Below are 17,939 nucleotides of genomic sequence, written 5' to 3' on the forward strand. Positions count from 1 at the left end.
GCCAGCCGATGCTGACGAGCAAAATAGGATTCGATATAGCAATATTATCAAAACATTAGCCTCGCCGCCGCCTCTTTACATAACGCAGCATTGCAGCCTGTAACAGCGGGAGAAGAACAAGAAAGGCATGACGATGAACAGCAAAGGACGACGGGGGTTGATAAGCGAAAACGGATTATTTACTATCCAGCTCCGAATGACGGGATCCCTGTTTTTAGGGCGTGTGGCTTGATACCACACACCCTAAATTCAGTAGACAGAACAGGAACAAAATTATGGGTAATTCCCTGGGTTGGCAAATCAATTTGTAACAATTTTTTTAAAATTTACTTTCTTAAATTTTTTATAAATTGTCCTGTTCATGAAAAAATTATAAGTGATATCATGGGGTAACAGTAGTTAGACTTAGGTATAGGTCAGCACTATACTTTTAGGATGCCATCTATATCATGGGTACTTTCTTGCTTTTATTGAGGCCGTTACATGTCTGTATTTTGCTCTGACAATGAAATTATCAATAACACGATAAAAAGCTATCTCGGCCGAAAATTAAAGCAGTATGGCGACCTGAAATACGCCTACATGATCATGAACAAGAAGAACCCCTCTCAGGTTGTGATCATCTCAAATTACCCGCAGGAATGGGTTAATACCTATAAAGAGAATAACTATCAGCATATTGATCCGGTTATTTTGACGGCGATAAATAAAGTTTCGCCGTTCTCCTGGGAAGACAACATCGTTATTAACTCTAAGCTGAAGTTCTCCAAGATTTTTAATCTGTCAAAAGAGTACGATATTGTTAATGGCTACACCTTTGTCTTGCATGACAACAATAATAATCTGGCAGCGTTATCGATTATGTTTGAAGAGCACGCGCCAACGGATATGGAAAATATTGTTGAGGAAAACAAAGACAAACTGCAAATGCTGCTGATTGCCGTTCATGAGAAAATTACCACGCTTTACAAAGAGATGACGCAAAGCCCTCAAAGCAAAAAGCAAGGTGACAAAGAGATTTTCTCCCAGCGCGAAAACGAAATTCTGTACTGGGCCAGCATGGGAAAAACTTACCCGGAAATTGCGCTGATTCTGGATATCAAAATCAGCACCGTGAAATTCCATATTGGTAATGTGGTAAAAAAACTGGGCGTGCTGAATGCCAAACACGCCATCAGACTGGGCGTAGAATTACAGCTTATCAAGCCTGAACCGTTATAATCATTATCAAGTCTATTTCACCTTAGTGAGATAGACTGTTGCGCGTGCCACAGCGCGCGATAACGGCCTTCAACACGCAGTAATTCGCTATGCGTTCCCTGCTGGGAAATCCCCCCATTCTCGACAACCAGAATTCGATGTGCGCCCACAATTGTCGATAGCCGATGCGCGATGACAATAACCGTTTTGTCCTGAACCAGCTTGTCAATCGCCCGCTGTACGGCGAGCTCGCTTTCGGTATCCAACGCCGCCGTCGGTTCGTCCAGAATCACAATCGGCGCGTCCTTCAATAAGGCTCGCGCAATCGAAATACGCTGCCGTTCGCCGCCGGATAATCTGCCGCCAATATCGCCCAGCCGCGTTTGCCATCCCTGCGGCAGCCGCTGAATAAAGTCCAGACACTGGGCAGCCTCGGCAGCCCGCTCGACCTCTGCGTCGCTGGCATCCGGGCGGGCCATCCGAATGTTTGCCAGCACTGAATCATCAAACAGATAGACATCCTGAAACACCACGGAAATCAGCCGATTTACTTCACGCGTTGGCATGTGCCGAATATCCACGCCCCCGATACACACGCGTCCGCGTTGCGGATCCGCATGGCGCATGAGCAGTCGCGTTATCGTCGTTTTCCCCGAGCCCGACGGCCCAACCAACGCCGTCATCCCCTTCTCCGGCAGCGCGATGTCCACGCTATCGAGCACCGCCTCAGCCTCATTGGCATAGCGAAAACTCACCTGCTCGAACGTAATCGCATACGTCAGCGGCACGTCGACAGGTCGATGTACAGGAAGCGGTTCAATCGCCAGCAGATCGTCAATGCGGTGCAGCGCCGTATTAATCAATTCCAGCACGGCCGTATAGCTGACAAACGTCGCCAGCGGTTCAGAGAAGCGAACCACAATCACCATCATCGCGGCGACGATAGCTATATCCCACGCGCCCACCACAACGCCACTGATACCCAGAATCAGTACGCCCTGAAGACCTAACTCCACGACACTGGCAACCACCGCACCGGGTTTGACACCGCTGCGGTGAGCTGACGTTTGTATCTGCTGTAGATGCTGAAAACGCTGGCGCAGCGCCGATGTACGTTCAGCCTGCTGACAGCTGGTTCTTAGAACGGCGAGCCCCTGCACATATTCCACAATATCGGCGCTGGTTTGCTGATTCGCCTCCGCCAGCGCCTGCATCGTGCGCGCAAATGCCGGTCGCCGCCAGCGATAAAGCAGCACGATGGCGGGAAAGATCAGCAACAGACTCACGCCCAATCGCCACTCCACCATCAGCATGACGAGCGCTATCATGACGGGCGTCACGATAGCCAGCAGCAGCTGGTTTACTATCGCCAGCATATAGTTCAGGTTCTCATCCACGCTGCCCAGCAGCAGCGCGTTGATATCCCCCGCCCGCGCGGACTGGAGCGTGGTTAGCGGCATATTCCGCAGCTGTTCCCCCAGACGCATACGCAGTTCATGGGTTGCCGCCGCAAGCTGCCCGCGATATTCAAACCCTTGGCCATACCAGCGCAGCACCAGCGTCAGCAGACTCAGAAATGTCATCAGTCCCAGCCAGATCGCTATCTCGTGGGAAGCCGCCGCGTGGGTGAACGCCGACAGCAGCGGAAACAGGCACGCCAGCGCTAACCCCTGCGCAACAGCCGCTGCCAGCAGGCTTACGCAACACCGACGGAACAGTCGAGATTGTGAACCCGTCACCCGCTCCAATTGACGATACGTGTGCCACCATGCGAATAACTGCGTCGTTATGACGGTATGGTTTTTGTTCATCACGCGCGCTCTCCTGACTGTCCGTTGCTCGGTGCGTTACCTAGCGCCCAGTTCTGCGCCTGCTCATAGTGTCGCCACAGTTCGCTATAGCGACCTTGTGCGACCAGCAGCACGTCATGACGACCAGACTCGCTCAACCGTCCACGGTCGAAAACCACGATCTGGTCAGCATCGCGGATCGTCGACAGGCGGTGCGCCACCATGATGACCGTTTTACCCCGCATCAGGACGCCGAGCGCCGCCAGCAGCGCCGCCTCGTTTTCCGGGTCGGCAAAGGCCGTCGGTTCGTCCAGCACCAGAATCGGCCGGTTATGCAACAGCGCCCGCGCGATGGCGATACGCTGGCGCTGTCCACCGGACAGGAACTGGCCGCGCTCACCCGCCAGCGTGTCGTAACCCTGCGGCAACGCCATGATAAAATCGTGCGCCTGTGCCGCCGTCGCGGCAGCAATCACCTCTTCCATGCTTTTTTCCGGCAAGCCGAGCCGGATGTTATTAGCGATGGTGTCCGCAAACAGGAAGGATTCCTGAAAAACAAACGACACCTGCTGCATGAGCGTGGCGGTTTTCATCTGCCGGATATCAACGCCGCCAATCAAAATGCGCCCGACCGTCACATCCCAAAAGCGGGGAATGAGCCGCGCCACGGTGGTTTTCCCTGCGCCAGACGCCCCTACCAGCGCCGTAACCGATCCGGCTGGCACCTGAAAACTAACGTCCTCCAGTACCCAGTCGCTCGCGTGCTGGTCGTAGCGGAAACTCACCTGTTCAAAGCTCACGCTGGCATCGGCAGGCAAGGCATCGCTTTCCGTTTCCGGCAGCGGCGATAGCGCCAGCACGTCCTGAATCCGGCTGATGCTCAATCGGGTTTTCGCTACCATATGGTTCAGCGCCATCATCGGCATAACCGCTTCTGCCATGCCATTACCGAGCAGCAGCACCGCGACCCACAGGCTGAAGTCCAGCTCGCCGGCGTAATAGAAACCGTATGCCACCCAGCACAGCACCAGCAGCGTTGGAAGCGGGTTAAGCACCGCGAAGGAGAAACGCGCCGAGAACCCCGCCTGCTGATACCAGCGCGTAAGCACGTCCAGATAATTTTCCAGCGCCTGCTGATAGCGCCCAAACGTTGACGCGCCGGTATCGAAGGTGCGCACCACCGGCATCGCCTGCACAAATTCGATCACGGCGGTACTGACTTCTTCCCGCGCGTGGTTATAGCGCTGGTTCATCTCGCCGGCATTGCGCATCGCCAGCATCAGCACCACGGCACCGATGACCAGCACTAGCAAGGCGGCCAGTGCTAAACGCCAGTCCAGCCAGAACAGTAACGCTCCCGTGCACAGCGGTGCCACAAAGGCGCGGGCATAGAGCGGCGTGCTGTCCGCTACAAACAGGTGAAGCGCTTTGACATCATCCTGCACGATCTTCGCCAGCGAACCGGTGCCCAGACGCTGCACCTCACCCAGCGGGATCCGCGCCAGCTGCTCCGCCAGCGCGCTGCGAATCTGATTTTCCAGCCGAAACGCGGCGTAGTGAGACTGATTAAAAGCCAGCAGACGCAGCAGATAGCTGGCGCACAGGCACAGCAACGCTCCGACCATGGTCAACAGCGGCCATGACGCGGATTGCACGATCAGCAGTTGGATACTCCACGCCAGAAAAAGCAGAAATGCGATGCCAGCCAGAACCGACAGCCCCGACAGGCACATCGCCAGACGAATTTGCCCTCTTACGGGGTGCATAATGTGCCAGGCTCGGTTCTGTGGCGTAGAAGGCGGCGTGGCAGCGGATGAACCGCCCTCAACAGCGGAATGTGGCATAGTTGTTCTCTTTTCTCCTTCCCGCACAGTCGCTTACCCGTAACGCAAGCAAATCAACTCGACGGCGGCAATAAAGTCAGGAATAATAACTATTCTCAATTGCGTATCTACCCGATTCGAGCCGATTTCTACCCGAATCGGTACGGGTTACCGTCATCAACTGCGGTGCGATGATCGTCCAATTACCGGATCGTCCGATGACCGCAACCCGTCTCTTCAGGAGTCTGTCCATTGAATGCCTCCCCACTGAAAGCCACCAGCGAGCCTGAAGTCACCATTTCAAATTTGATCGCTGAACTGCACGTCATGCGGCCGGATACCGGTGCGGACTGTAGCCTGCTGCGCGCTACGCTTCAGGAAGGGCTGGATATTCTGGTGTGGCGCGGACAGTTCCGACAGCCCACTACCATGCATTTGCATGACGACTGGGGACGCATCAATTTTTCCTGTTCGTTGCAAGGAGATTCGCAATTTGCACTGAAAGGCGATCGGGGACGAGAACACGTGCTGAAGCAAGGATCGGGTTGTATTAGCTACACCCCAGACTGTCAGGGCACGTCATCCTACGCCGGACAGTTTGAAAGCGTCACGGTGTCACTGAGCCCTGAGTTACTGGCTAACTGGGTGCCGAATCTCACCGGTAACCTGCAACAGCAGTTAGATTCCGGCCGGCTCTGCACCCACTGCGACTGCAATGCCGAAATGCGGGCGACCGCGCAGGTATTGAGCCACGCGCTGTCCAGCCTGACGCACCCGCAGCAGGCTGGTGAAAACCGTCATGCGCCCCTGTGGCTACTGGGGCAAAGCATGATTCTGGTTAGCCTCGCCGTCGCCGGACATGCCGACGCGGTTCCCCAACAGGACACGCTCAGCCTGGCCGATCGCCAAAAGCTGCTGCGGGCCAAAGATCTGCTGCTGGCGGATCTGTCACAGGCTCCTACTATCGCCATGCTCTCCAGAGAAACCGGAATAAGCGTACTCAAGCTGAAACGCGGATTTCGCCAACTCTTCAATAACAGCATCTATGGGTTATTTCAGGCCGAACGTATGCACGAAGCGCGGCGTCGGCTGTTTGTCACAGGCGCACCCGTCATGGTGGTCGCCACCGATCTGGGCTATGCCAACGCCAGCCACTTTAGCGCCGCCTTCCAAAAGCAGTTTGGCGTCACGCCTTCTGCTTTCAAGCGCCTGAACATTTAGCTGAAAACCAACGTCCCGTTCATCCCGATACGGGTACAAATAGACTGGATTCGGGTAGCGCCGTAACAGCGAATGATTATCATTTTCTCCATAATAAACCGGAGAAACCGCTATGCCCGATTCCATTACAACGCCACATCCTTTCCTTGATACAGACGCCTGGCCGGTGGTCTTCTTGCATATGCCAGAACAGGTGCCCGACGAGGAATCCGCGGATTATATGGCGCAGATCGCGCAGCTGTATGCCGCGCAAGAACGCTTTGTTCTCTGTATGACCGGTGCCGACCTGCCCCATCGCTCCCCTATTTTTATGAATGCTTATCTTCAGTGGACGCGCGATAACGTCAGCCTGCAACAGCAATACTGTGCGGGTGCGATTCGCATCGAAAGCGACGAAACCAAAAGACAAAAGTACGTGGAATGGGCGGAGAACTGGGCGCAGTCTGGGCAGGCGCCGTATGCCTATTTTGTCGTCGCCACCTCGCTTGAAGCACAGGCGCTGGCGATAATGCTGCTGGATCGCGACAAACCATGACGCACAACCCGATGACACGCTATCTGCCCTATTGGTGTTTCTACCTCCATCAGGGCATGATCACCGCACTCATTATGCAAGGCGTGGCAGGCTATTTTCGCCACGCGGGGTTGGATCTTGCGCAGCTAAGCTGGCTGTCGCTGACCTTTCTGCCGTGGATTGCTAAATGCCTGTGGGCACCGTGGGGCGAGCGTCACGCGCTTCCTCTGCGCGGTAATCCCTATTTAGGCAGTCTGGTGCTGCTCCAGATCGCGATGGCGGCAACGCTGGTCGTGATTGGCGTCATCTCCCCCGAGCACTCTGTCCTGACTATCATCATTGCGCTGATGCTGCTGGCATTGCTCTCCGCCAGCCACGATATCTATGCCGACGGCATCACGATCTGCACGACCAACGCCGCCAGTCGCGCGCTGGCGAATACTGCACAGGTCGGCGGCAGCTATTTGGGTATTTTGTTCGGCTCTTATGCATTCCTGAGTATTGCGGAACAGGCGGGATGGCGAGGCGGCTTCTTCGCGCTGGCGGGGCTATCGCTTCTGATGCTCATCTTGCCACTGCGCTATATCCAGCAGTCCCCTATCCAGCACAGTCAGACTTTGGATCGTCAGAGTCCGGCTCGTCAGAGTCAGCAAGCCGCACGCCCGACGCTAAATCGTCTGACGCTTAAGGCGCTCTGGCCGGTAGTAGCCTTCACGGCCATTTTCTATCTGGCGATGCGCGGCATGATGGCGCTACAGACCGTCATGCTGATCGACAGACAGCTTAGCCTGAGCCAGTTGGGCATCGTCATGACCGTATACAGCACCGCCGTCAGCGGCATCGGGATTGTGCTCGCCAACGTCCTGATTCGCCGTATGGGCGCGCTGCGCTGTCTGCTGCCCGTCATGGTCGTGCACGCTCTACTCGCCATTGTGCTGGCCGTCGGCTACCCGCTGTATTCATTGAACGCCTGGATCGCGCTCTTTGGCGTGGTCAATCTGGCTGCCGCCGTCGGGTTTGTCACGCTATACAACGTTCTGATGGGCTTAGTCAGACCGCATCAGCCCGCTTCCGACTATGCGCTGTTCCAATCGACCGATGCAGCTGTCGCCATGATCGTGTCGATTGCTGCGCTCCAGTTAGCGCATCACACAAATTACCAGACCACGCTGGGCGTGCTGGCCTGCTTCGCCGTCGCCAGCCTGTGGCCCGCCAAACGGCTATCTGTGCGGCTTTTCCGCGCGTTTTCAGAGGGAATCACTCCCGCTACAGCAAGCCAGCGGGGGCAGGATTAAGGCAGGAAAATGCGCAAGAAGTCTGCTGTATTCGGGTTGAAATAGACCCGATACGGGTAGCTCAAAAAACGCAAACGATTATCATTTAACTTTCATCACTCTCTGTCTCACACGCTTTCGTACCGTAGCTTTCCGTATTGTAGCTTTCCGTATTGTACTAAAGCGCGTCGTGATGAAAGCCGTTACGTTGACAGCGATTTTAGTCTTTTCAGGGATTTAATAATGAAAATAATGCGTCTTTATCCGCTCGCCTTAACCGGCGTGTTTCTCTCTTCCTGCGCCTTTGCCGCTCAGGACGATACGCTTGTTGTCTCCGCCAGCAAACAGTCGCCCTATTCCGCCTCGGCCAATAACGTCTCTTCTACCGTCGTGACGGCACCGGAGCTGAAAGACGCTGGCGTGACCAGCACCGACAAGCTGACCCGCGTGATGCCCGGCCTGAACCTCGGGAATAACGGTAGCCTGCTGTTCCCTTCCATCTCACTGCGCGGCGTGTCTTCCGCCCAGGATTTCTACAGTCCGGCGGTGACGGTTTACGTGGACGGCGTGCCACAACTCGCCACCAACACCGTGCAGGCACTCTCCGATGTGGAAAGCATCGAAATGCTGCGAGGTCCGCAGGGAACGCTGTACGGTAAAAGCGCCCAGGGCGGCATTATCAACATCGTGACTCAGCAGCCGGACAGCACGCCGCGTGGCTATGTCGAAGGCGGCGTTGCCAGCCGCGACGGCTATCACGGCAAAATCAACCTCAGCGGCCCCATTCAGGATGGCCTGCTGTATGGCAGCGTCACGCTGCTACGTCAGGTCGATTCAGGCGCGATGACCAACCCCGCCACGGGCAGCGATAACCTTGGCGGAACAAAATCCAGCGTCGGGAATCTTCGACTCCGGTTGGCCCCCGATGATCAGCCGTGGGAAACCAGTCTGGCACTGACGGAAGACTGCACGCGCGCTACGCAGGACACTTATCTGCCGTTTGGCGATGCCAAAAACCGGACGCTGGAGATCGCCGCGGGCGCACCCGATCCTACATTACGCCGCTGCACGCACAGCCAGTCGCTAAGCGGAAAATACACCACCGATAACTGGATCTTCAGCCTGATCGGCGCGTGGCAGCAGCAGAATTATGACCGCACCTTCCCGAACGGTACGCTGATTGCCGACATGCCGGAGCGCTGGAATCAGGACGTGCAGGAACTGCGAGCCGCCACGCACGGCGCAGGCCGCACGGTGGATATGGTGTTCGGCCTTTACCGCCAGAACACGCGTCAGAAACTCGATCTGACCTACATCCAGGCTGGTTCTCCGTTTATGAAAAGCAATGCCAACACATCGTCGGAGACGTTAGCCGCTTACAGCGATCTGACCTGGCATCTGACCGACCGCATCGATCTGGGCGGCGGGCTGCGCGTATCGCACGATAGAGCCGAAACCCGTTACCACCAGCAGTTCTCCGGCATGAACGTGGGTGACCGCAATAGTGTCGATGACGATCAGGTGCTGGGACAGCTCTCCGCCAGCTATCTGCTGAATAATGACTGGCGTGTCTATACCCGCGTCGCGCAGGGCTACAAACCAACGGGCTTTAACTATTCACCTGCCGCTGGCACGCAGGCCATTCCGTATAGTGCAGAGAAATCGATTAACTATGAAATCGGCTCGCGCTATCAGAGCGGCGATGTGCAGCTTCAGGGCGCAGTGTTCCACACCCATACGCGTGATATGCAGCTGTATTCCGGCCCGGTCGGTATGCAAACGCTCAGCAACGCAGGTAGCGCCGATGCCAGTGGCGTAGAGATGATGCTGAAGTGGCAGTTCGTTCCTAACTGGTCATGGGATATCAACGGCACCTATGTCCGCTCTGAATTCGCTGGCGACAGCGAGAGCTATCAGGATAAACGTGTACCTTTCGTCCCGCGCTACGGGGCTGGCACTAGCCTGAACGGACTGATCGATACCTCGTTCGGCGCGTTAATGCCGCGTCTAGCCTTCAACGTGGTAGGGCCGCACTACTTCGACGGCGACAATGCGTTGCGTCAGGGCACCTATACCACCACCGACCTGCGCCTCAGTTGGCAGGCCACCGATCGAGTGAATATTGCTGGCTATGTGGATAACGTCTTCGACCGCCGCTACCGCACCTTTGGCTTTATGAGTGGTACATCAGGCTACGCACAGGTCAACGAGGGCCGAACCGTTGGCGTGGACGTGCGGGTCGACTTGTTCTGATTCCTGTCGTTTTACCGCGGCCTTTTAATCACATTACTGTGTAGGTTAAAAGGCCGTGTCATGTGCCATTCCACCACCGTTCTCTCTTACAATCCGTTACCGATTAGCCTTTCTCCTTTCACCAAAGTCATATTAATGACATCGCCGCTGCCCCATACTGGCTTATCACTGATTTATCATGCCCCGTTTTTCCCCGCTACTTAGCGCTTTCTGCGCCTGCCGGAGACCCGTCATGAAACGCAACACGATCTTGATCTTCACTGTTTCTGCCATCATTGTACTCACGGCGGCCACGGCAATAGGGTGGAAGGTTAGTCGGGGAAACAGCAATGCACTGTGGGAGATCGTCAGTGAACAATGCGTGCCCAATCAGCAACGCAATGGCAATCCGGCCCCTTGTCTGGAAGTTAATCTGGCAGAGGGCTACGTGCTCTTCGATGACAGAAACGGTCCCTATCACGACCTGTTGCTCCCAACAGATAAAATCAGCGGCATCGAGAGCCCTGAACTCTTGCAGCAAAACGTACCTAATTTCTTTATGCAGGCGTGGGATCGGCGCGGCCATCTTTCACGTGAAGCGGGCAAACCAATCAAAGATGACTACCTCTCGCTAGCGATTAATTCACGCTATGGACGCACGCAAAACCAGCTGCATATCCACATTGCCTGCCTGCGCCCGGAAATTTATCAAACGTTGAATCAGCAATTCCCGACACTCTCTGCCGACTGGAAAACGCTGCCGGTCAAAATCAACGGGCATACCTATCTGGCAAAAACGCTCACGGCGAACGAACTGACGCAAAGCGATCCATTCAAAACACTCGATCGCTACGCCCAGCAGCGGGATGAATCTATCGGCAAATACGGTCTTGCGATGGTCTCCACGCCAGCAGGTGAAAAGGTACTGCTCGCCAGCAGCCTTGACGTATTCAATATGAGTCTCGGGTCCGTGGAAGAAATTCAGGATTTTTCCTGTGCGCTGGCGAAATAGCCGCTGACCGCGCCAGACAGCGGCCTGCGTGCGCCGAAGGCCTATAGCAATCAATTCGCTATAAGTTATGACTTTTTGTTCATTGCGTTGCCAGCCGACCTCCGCCTAAAAAGTGGGGAAAATCGATATGTTAGGTAGCTGCAACATGCATCTGGATTTACGGCAATTACGCAATTTTCTTGCACTGGCCGAACATGGTAGTTTTGTACAAGCCGCAGAGGCTGTCTGCCTGTCGCAATCGGCATTCAGTCGCAGCATTCAGGCGCTGGAACAAACGATGGGGCATCCGCTTATCGACCGTCAGAGCCGCCGTTTTGCACTGACGTGGCAGGGCAATACGCTGCTGCCGTTTGCGCGGCGTATGCAGGAACTGTCCTGGGAATTGATGACCGACATGCGGCAAATCAGCGAGGCACAGGAAGGCGAACTGACGTTTGGCTGCGGCCCCGCACCGTCGACCACGCTGATCCCCAAAGCGGTCGCGCATTTCCATGCCCTTCGTCCGCGCGCCAGAGTCACCTACAGTGTGGATAACTGGCAGTCCCTGCGTGAGCGGCTGCTGGCCGATGAGTGGCCTTTTATCGTTGCCGACACCTGGCAGGCCGAAATGGAAACCAACCTCCACGTACAGCCATTAAGCCAGCAGCGCTGCTTCTTTATCTGCCACTCTTCACACCCGCTGGCGCAGCAGGCAAACGTGACGCCGGACGATCTTCTGCGCTTTCCACTCGCCTCCCCTTTTATGCCCGTTGGCATGCGCAAGGTGCTGGCGGCGTTAACGCGTCAGCCCGATTATCGGCCACAGATTCAGTGTGACCATATCTATTCCGTCTTCAGCATCCTGCGACACACGCAGGCCATCAGTTTTGCCAGCGAGGATGGCTTTGCGCTGGGACGATTAAGCCATCAGTTGGTAGAAATTCCGCTGACGGGCACGCCGCCGGAATGGGGAAATATGCAAACCCGCTTCGGTATTGTCACCTGTTTGCAGAGAACGCTGCCACCGCTGGCTGAACTGATGATTGAAACCATACTGGCGCAGGACAGGCTGCGCTCACCGGCTCCGGCACTGCCGACCCTGTGAGCGCATTCGTGATTATTTCGTGGGACTACCGCTGGCGTCATACACCGCCCAGTTTGATTCCAGCCCTTTGGCTTTCAGCGCCCTATCAACAAACTGGCCGGCAAACCAGTCGCTGGCCGAGAACGTATTGCGAATCAGCCCGGCTGCTTTCGCCCGCTCGATGCTGTCCTGCAAGCTGCTGAGCAGGAAGGGGTCGAGACGCGGCGAGCTTTGGAAAGGGAGATCTTCCGCTTTCAGCTCTTCCTGAAAGATCGCCTGCGGAATCTGGCTCTGTTCAGCCATTAGCGCGGTGTATTCCGGCAGGTGCTGCGCATCGCCGATCCACTGCGCATTGTCCACCAGCACATTCACCAGTTGCTGCGTCGTGCCCGGATAACGGTCGATAAAGTCCTGCGTCGCCAGCACGGCAGCCTGCGTGGTGTTCGGCCAGCCCAGCGCCCGACTGGTGGTCACAATATTGATGCCCTGCTTACGCAGCGCCAGCAGAGAGACACCGCCCCACACCGCATCCACGCGTCTGGCCGCCAGCGCCGCTTTGCCCGCCGTCCAGTCAAGATTGATCACCCGCACGTCCCGCTCGTTCAGCCCGACACTTTTAATCGCCCGTTCAAACGACAGCTGATCGGCCGTCCCCTTGTAGACCGCAATCCGCTTGCCGCGTAGGTCTTCAATGCGCTGAATGCCCGATTCCGGTGTCGCGGCCAGATAAGAATTAGATCCGCGTGACCCGACCAGCACCCGCGTTGGCAGACTACCTGAACGACCGATAATAGCCGCCAGATCGCCCAGATACACTACATCCAACTGCTTGTTCGCCAGCGCCTCATTCACCGCCGGGCCCGCGCCTTTAAAGAACGACCACTGAATCTTGATGCCTTGCGGCTCAAATTCTTTCTCCAACTGCTGGCGAATATGCGCCAACCCCAGCGGCCCGCGGATAAAAGGCTTGCTGCCTGCACTCTGATCCGGCAAACCAATGCGAATCTCCGTCGGTTTCTGTGCATCCTGCGGGGCGGCGTCGTTTGCCTGAACGGTGGAAACGAGCGCCGCACCCATCAGCAAAGCAGTACTTAACACCTTCATCCTCCTGCGCCAGCGGGAAGATGCCGTTATCGGCGAGGCAGTGATCAACAGGGTGGTTTGTTGCATACGGTTTTCCTTAATCATTCGTTTCATCTGCCATGAAAACTAACGAACCGTCGGCGTCAGGCTTAAATAACATTTACAAGTTTGTTCAGCGGAAAAAAGCATAAATCAGGGCTGGCGGGCTCGGGCTACGCATATGCATTTATTGCACGGCGACCATCGCTTTATTGCATTGGCGTTCAACGTCGAAACCTGTTTTTTATTCCCTATTCATCCAACTGCGATGGTTTTCGGGAATAAAATGAATAAGTCGATACCGCTGAAAAAAACCGCGATCGTCTGGCCTGCACTGCCGATAGCACGAGCCTATTCTCTTGTCGTGCCACTAATCGTACCGCTGGCGCTGCTGGCCCTGTGGTATATCAGCACCCACTACGGTTGGATGCCCGCTCAGATTCTCCCGGCTCCCGATGTCGTCGCTAAAACTGCCGCCGAACTCTGGCACAACGATCTCCTGCCGCAGCTCTTTATCAGCCTGCAACGGTTGGCGAGCGGCCTGCTGGCAGGCGTTCTTGCGGGAACGCTGCTTGGTGCGCTGATGGGCGCCTCGCGCCGCGCCGAGCACCTGCTGCACCCGACGGTATACGCGCTGGCACAAATTCCAACGCTGGGCTGGATCCCGCTGTTTATGGTGCTGTTCGGGATTGATGACGGTTTAAAACTCGCGGTCATCATCAAGGCCGTGATTATCCCTGTGACGCTGCATACGCAAACGGGCGTGCGCAACGTGCCGCATGCGCTACAGGAAGTTGCTCGCACTCTGCGCCTGCCGTGGCATCAACGCCTCATTAAATTAACGCTGCCCGCCGCGTTACCCACCTGGTTAACCGGCTTACGGCTGGCGCTCTCGCAGGCGTGGGTATCGCTGATTGTGGTCGAACTGATGGCGTCATCTCAGGGCATTGGCTACCTGCTGGTATGGGGGCGTCAGCTGTTTCAGTTGGATATTGTATTTGTCTGCATCGCCGTGATTGGGCTGGCGGGGCTGACGATGGAGTGGGCAATCAATCAGTTGGAGCGTCGTCTGGTCTACTGGCCACACCCGCCGCTCAGTCGCTTAGCCATTGCGCCATCTCGCCGTTTATCCGCTTTGGTTTTACCCTTTCTGCTTCTGCTGCTCTGGCAACAGGCCAGCCGTTTGGGCTGGATCGATCCGCTGCTGCTGCCACCGCCCGCTGATGTGTGGCACATGCTGCTGCAAGGCATCCGTGATGGTTCGCTCACCGAGGCGATGCAGGCCAGCCTGACCCGTGCGCTCGCCGGTGCAGTATGCGGCATTATCGCGGGGCTCGTGTGCGGTGTGCTGCTGGGGCTGAATGCCACCAGCGATGCCCTCTTTACCCCTACGGTCGCGACGCTGCGCCAGATCGCGCTGTTTGCCTGGCTGCCGTTACTGACCGCCTGGGTTGGCAACGACGACGTCGGGAAAATCACGTTTGTCGCGCTGGCGTCGTTCTTCCCCATGCTGGTGGCCAGCCATCGCGGTATCCGCCAGCGTTCTCAGGCTTTACAGGAAGTCGCACAGGTATTGCAGCTCCGTCTCGCAACCCGACTGCGGGTGCTGATCCTGCCGGGTGCCGCACCCGCAATCTTCGCCGGTTTACGTCTGTCGCTGATTTACGCCTGGCTTGGCACCATCGGTGCGGAATACTTCATGTCATCCGGCACCGGAATCGGCAGCCTGATGATCAACGCCCAACAGCTGCTGGATATGCCCCTGATTATCAGCGGCATGCTGTTGATTGGATTAACGGGCGCGGTGCTCGACCGCGTCGGATTAGGTCTGGAACAGCGGATGACGCGCTGGCGTTCCGCAGGAGAAATCGCATGACGTCCACAACCCTTGACGTATCACCGCCGGTGGTGCAGTTCGATCGACTTCGTAAACAGTTTCGCGTACAGGGCGAGGCGTTAACGGTGATTGAGGATTTTTCCCTGTCGATCCACAGCGGTGAACTGGTGGCGATTGTTGGCAGCAGCGGCTGCGGCAAATCCACGCTGCTGCGCATGTTGGTCGGTCTGGACAACGACTATCAGGGACGCGTGCTGGTCGAAGGGAAAACCGTGCGCGGCATCGGACGTGAGCGCGGCATGGTGTTTCAGGAACCGCGCCTGTTTCCGTGGCTGACAGTGCGACAAAACATCGCGCTCGGGCTGGCGAATGAAGCCATCGACGACAAAGAACGGAAGCGCCTGATCGACCACTTTATCCAGCTCGTGCATTTGCAGGATTTTGCCGATGCCCTGCCCGCCCAGCTTTCCGGCGGCATGGCACAGCGTGTGGCTATCGCGCGCGGGCTCGTCGCCAATCCACGCATCCTGATGCTGGACGAGCCTTTTGGCGCGCTGGATGCGTTGACCCGCCAGCAGATGCAACAGGAGCTGCGCCGCATCCATCAGGCGGAGGGCACCACTACGCTGCTGGTGACGCACGACGTCGAGGAAGCGGTCTATCTCGCCGATCGCGTCGTTGTACTGGCTCCGCGACCGGGACGTATCCGCCAGATTGCGACGATTTCTCTGCCGCATCCGCGCCAGCGCGACAGTCAGGCTTTTCACCAGCAGTGCAGCGATCTGCTCGCCTTGCTGACGCAGCCTGCCGATACGGCGGCTCTCTCTTCTCTGAACACGTAAATACTGGAGCACCATTATGGGACACCCTTCCGTCTACCCAACCGGCACAACGATTTACAACCCGGAAAAAGCCTGGGGCGGCTACACCGTCTTTCAGGCACTGGAACGTGGCGCGGTACTGGTGGATATGAACGGCACCGAACTGCGCCTGTGGGAAGGCCTGCACGGCTTCCCCAATAAAATCCTGCCCGGCGGTTACATCCTTGGGCACAGCGGCGAACGCGACTCGCGCTACGGCATGCAGGACATGGTCGACCTGATTCAGGTGGACTGGGACGGCAACGTCGTGTGGAAATTCAACGGCTATGAACACATTACCGATCCCGATCTTCCGCCTGAATGGATGGCGCGCGTCCATCATGACTACCAGCGCAGCGGCAATCCGGTCGGCTATTACGCACCGGGGCAGGAACCGCAGTCGATCGGCGGCAACACGCTACTGCTGGCGCATACCAACCTGCACAATGAACGCATTAGCGACAAACTGCTGCTCGACGACACCATCATCGAAGTGGACTGGGAAGGCAACATTTTGTGGGAATGGCGTTGCAGCGACCATTTCGATGAGCTGGGCTTTGACGACGACGCGAAAACTGCGCTGTACAACAACCCTAACCTGCGCAAAAGCGGCGGCGGGATGGGCGACTGGATGCACATCAACTCCATGTCGGCACTCGGCCCCAACCCGTGGTTCGATCAGGGCGATACCCGTTTCCACCCGGATAACATCATCTGGGACGCGCGCGAATCCAACATCATCGCCATCATCGACAAGCAAAGCGGCAATATCGTCTGGCAGCTTGGCCCCAACTACAACACGCCTGAACTCAAACACATCGGCTGGATTATCGGTCAGCATCACGCGCATATGATCCCTGCCGGCTTGCCGGGCGCGGGCAATATTCTGGTGTTTGATAACGGCGGCTGGGCAGGCTACGGCGCGCCCAATCCAGCATCGGCCGATGGCGTGAAAAACGCCTGGCGTGACTATTCCCGCGTGCTGGAAATCAATCCGATAACGCTGGATATTGTCTGGCGTTATTCGCCGTACGAAGCGGGCATCCCGCATCCAACCGACGCCTTCCGTTTTTACAGCCCGTACATCAGCAATATCCAACGTCTGCCGAACGGTAATACACTGATCAACGAAGGGGCCAACGGTCGGCTGTTCGAAGTCACCGTTGAACACGAGATTGTCTGGGAGTTTATTTCCCCCTATTGGGGCAAGACGGTAAACACTAACATGCTGTATCGCGCTTACCGCGTGCCCTACGAGTGGGTACCCCAGTTGCCGCGCCCACAGGAAAACCCGGTGCTCGCCCCCGACAACACCCAGCTACGTCAACCCGGTGCCGCCGCCCCCGGCTTCGCCAGCGTGGTTCGTATTGACGGCACGCGCCCCTACAAAAAGGGCGGCGATGCCCTGTGCGTCGCGACTGACAGCGAAGACCTCAAGCGCAGCCCGAAACTCTTTGCCGTCAACCGTGAGCGCTTTGCTCCACTGACCGCCGACGACTGGCCTGAGCTGGCAGCCCAACGTGGTCCACAGCTGCTGCTAGTGGGCGCAGAGCGCTGTGTCCACTGCAAGAGCCTTTATCGCCAGTTGGAAACGATTCTGGATAACGAGGAATACCGCGACTTGCCGAGCCATTATCTGGACGCCGATCATCACATTGCCCTCGCGGAGCAATTGGCGGTCAGGACGTTACCGACCCTGCTATGGCTCGTCAATGGTGAAGAACAGGCTCGCCTGAGCAGCGCACAGCAGCCCGAACGCCTGCGCCAGTGGCTAACCACGCAACAGAGCTAAACCCCATACCTTAACGCGATCTCGCTCCCAGTGAGATCGCGTCTATCTGTACACTGCCTCTTACACAAATGCCTCAACTTGCGGCGGTTTATATCCGGCTTAAAAAATTATGCAGCGGTGGACGTGGCCGCCGAGTGAGCCGCATGGAGCCTGCTCAGGTCAGCCAGATTACTCAGTTGAGCGCGACGGAACTGGCACA

13 protein-coding genes are annotated in these 17,939 nt (G+C 56.7%); 10 read left to right on the forward strand and 3 right to left on the reverse strand.

Annotated elements, in window-relative coordinates; translation table 11 throughout:
- Window positions 1-483: 483 nt before the first annotated feature.
- Window positions 484-1,221, forward strand: coding sequence for a LuxR family transcriptional regulator (locus ACIPUG_RS15800; RefSeq protein WP_014914840.1), 738 nt, complete (start codon window positions 484-486; stop codon window positions 1,219-1,221).
- 17 nt (window positions 1,222-1,238) lie between these two features.
- On the opposite strand, the gene ACIPUG_RS15805 is transcribed toward ACIPUG_RS15800, so the two are convergent.
- Together ACIPUG_RS15805 and ACIPUG_RS15810 are read right to left on the reverse strand one after the other, a co-directional pair.
- Window positions 1,239-3,011 carry an ABC transporter ATP-binding protein gene (locus ACIPUG_RS15805; RefSeq protein WP_400339190.1) on the reverse strand — a complete coding sequence of 591 codons (1,773 nt, stop codon included), beginning with the start codon at window positions 3,009-3,011 and terminating at the stop codon, window positions 1,239-1,241.
- Complete coding sequence (locus ACIPUG_RS15810) at window positions 3,011-4,834, reverse strand: ABC transporter ATP-binding protein (RefSeq protein ID WP_400339193.1); 1,824 nt, start codon at window positions 4,832-4,834, stop codon at window positions 3,011-3,013. Before ACIPUG_RS15810 ends, ACIPUG_RS15805 begins: the two co-directional genes overlap by 1 nt.
- Before the next feature lie 231 nt (window positions 4,835-5,065).
- Between ACIPUG_RS15810 and ACIPUG_RS15815 the strand changes: the two genes are divergently transcribed.
- From ACIPUG_RS15815 to ACIPUG_RS15840, 6 genes are all read left to right on the forward strand, one after another.
- On the forward strand, window positions 5,066-6,034 hold the full coding sequence (locus ACIPUG_RS15815) for a helix-turn-helix transcriptional regulator (RefSeq protein ID WP_400339194.1): 969 nt from the start codon (window positions 5,066-5,068) through the stop codon (window positions 6,032-6,034).
- A 112-nt stretch (window positions 6,035-6,146) separates the two neighbouring features.
- Window positions 6,147-6,569: a hypothetical protein gene (locus tag ACIPUG_RS15820; protein WP_400339196.1), complete on the forward strand. Its 423-nt coding sequence runs from the start codon at window positions 6,147-6,149 to the stop codon at window positions 6,567-6,569.
- Entirely contained in the window at window positions 6,566-7,843 is a 1,278-nt protein-coding gene (locus tag ACIPUG_RS15825) for an MFS transporter (RefSeq protein ID WP_400339197.1), read from the forward strand. Before ACIPUG_RS15820 ends, ACIPUG_RS15825 begins: the two co-directional genes overlap by 4 nt.
- Window positions 7,844-8,065: 222 nt before the next feature.
- Window positions 8,066-10,075 (forward strand): TonB-dependent siderophore receptor, encoded by a 2,010-nt coding sequence (locus tag ACIPUG_RS15830; RefSeq protein WP_400339199.1) that lies wholly within the window; start codon window positions 8,066-8,068, stop codon window positions 10,073-10,075.
- Between the two features lie 232 nt (window positions 10,076-10,307).
- On the forward strand, window positions 10,308-11,066 hold the full coding sequence (locus ACIPUG_RS15835; protein ID WP_205538284.1) for a CDP-diacylglycerol diphosphatase: 759 nt from the start codon (window positions 10,308-10,310) through the stop codon (window positions 11,064-11,066).
- 145 nt (window positions 11,067-11,211) lie between these two features.
- Window positions 11,212-12,150: a LysR family transcriptional regulator gene (locus ACIPUG_RS15840; protein ID WP_400339257.1), complete on the forward strand. Its 939-nt coding sequence runs from the start codon at window positions 11,212-11,214 to the stop codon at window positions 12,148-12,150.
- A 12-nt stretch (window positions 12,151-12,162) separates the two neighbouring features.
- On the opposite strand, the gene ACIPUG_RS15845 is transcribed toward ACIPUG_RS15840, so the two are convergent.
- Entirely contained in the window at window positions 12,163-13,299 is a 1,137-nt protein-coding gene (locus tag ACIPUG_RS15845; RefSeq protein ID WP_400339200.1) for an ABC transporter substrate-binding protein, read from the reverse strand.
- Window positions 13,300-13,537: 238 nt separating this feature from the next.
- Here ACIPUG_RS15845 and ACIPUG_RS15850 point away from each other — a divergent pair, with 238 nt between their 5' ends.
- The 3 genes from ACIPUG_RS15850 to ACIPUG_RS15860 are packed head-to-tail and all read left to right on the forward strand — an operon-like array spanning window position 13,538 to window position 17,740.
- Window positions 13,538-15,127, forward strand: coding sequence for an ABC transporter permease (locus tag ACIPUG_RS15850; RefSeq protein WP_400339202.1), 1,590 nt, complete (start codon window positions 13,538-13,540; stop codon window positions 15,125-15,127).
- Window positions 15,124-15,930, forward strand: a complete 807-nt coding sequence (locus tag ACIPUG_RS15855; protein WP_249647202.1) for an ABC transporter ATP-binding protein — start codon at window positions 15,124-15,126, stop codon at window positions 15,928-15,930. Before ACIPUG_RS15850 ends, ACIPUG_RS15855 begins: the two co-directional genes overlap by 4 nt.
- Before the next feature lie 16 nt (window positions 15,931-15,946).
- Window positions 15,947-17,740, forward strand: coding sequence for an aryl-sulfate sulfotransferase (locus ACIPUG_RS15860; RefSeq protein ID WP_400339205.1), 1,794 nt, complete (start codon window positions 15,947-15,949; stop codon window positions 17,738-17,740).
- Window positions 17,741-17,939 lie beyond the last annotated feature (199 nt).

The organism is Pectobacterium sp. CHL-2024 (assembly GCF_044751765.1).
Taxonomy (GTDB): Bacteria; Pseudomonadota; Gammaproteobacteria; order Enterobacterales; family Enterobacteriaceae; genus Pectobacterium; species Pectobacterium brasiliense.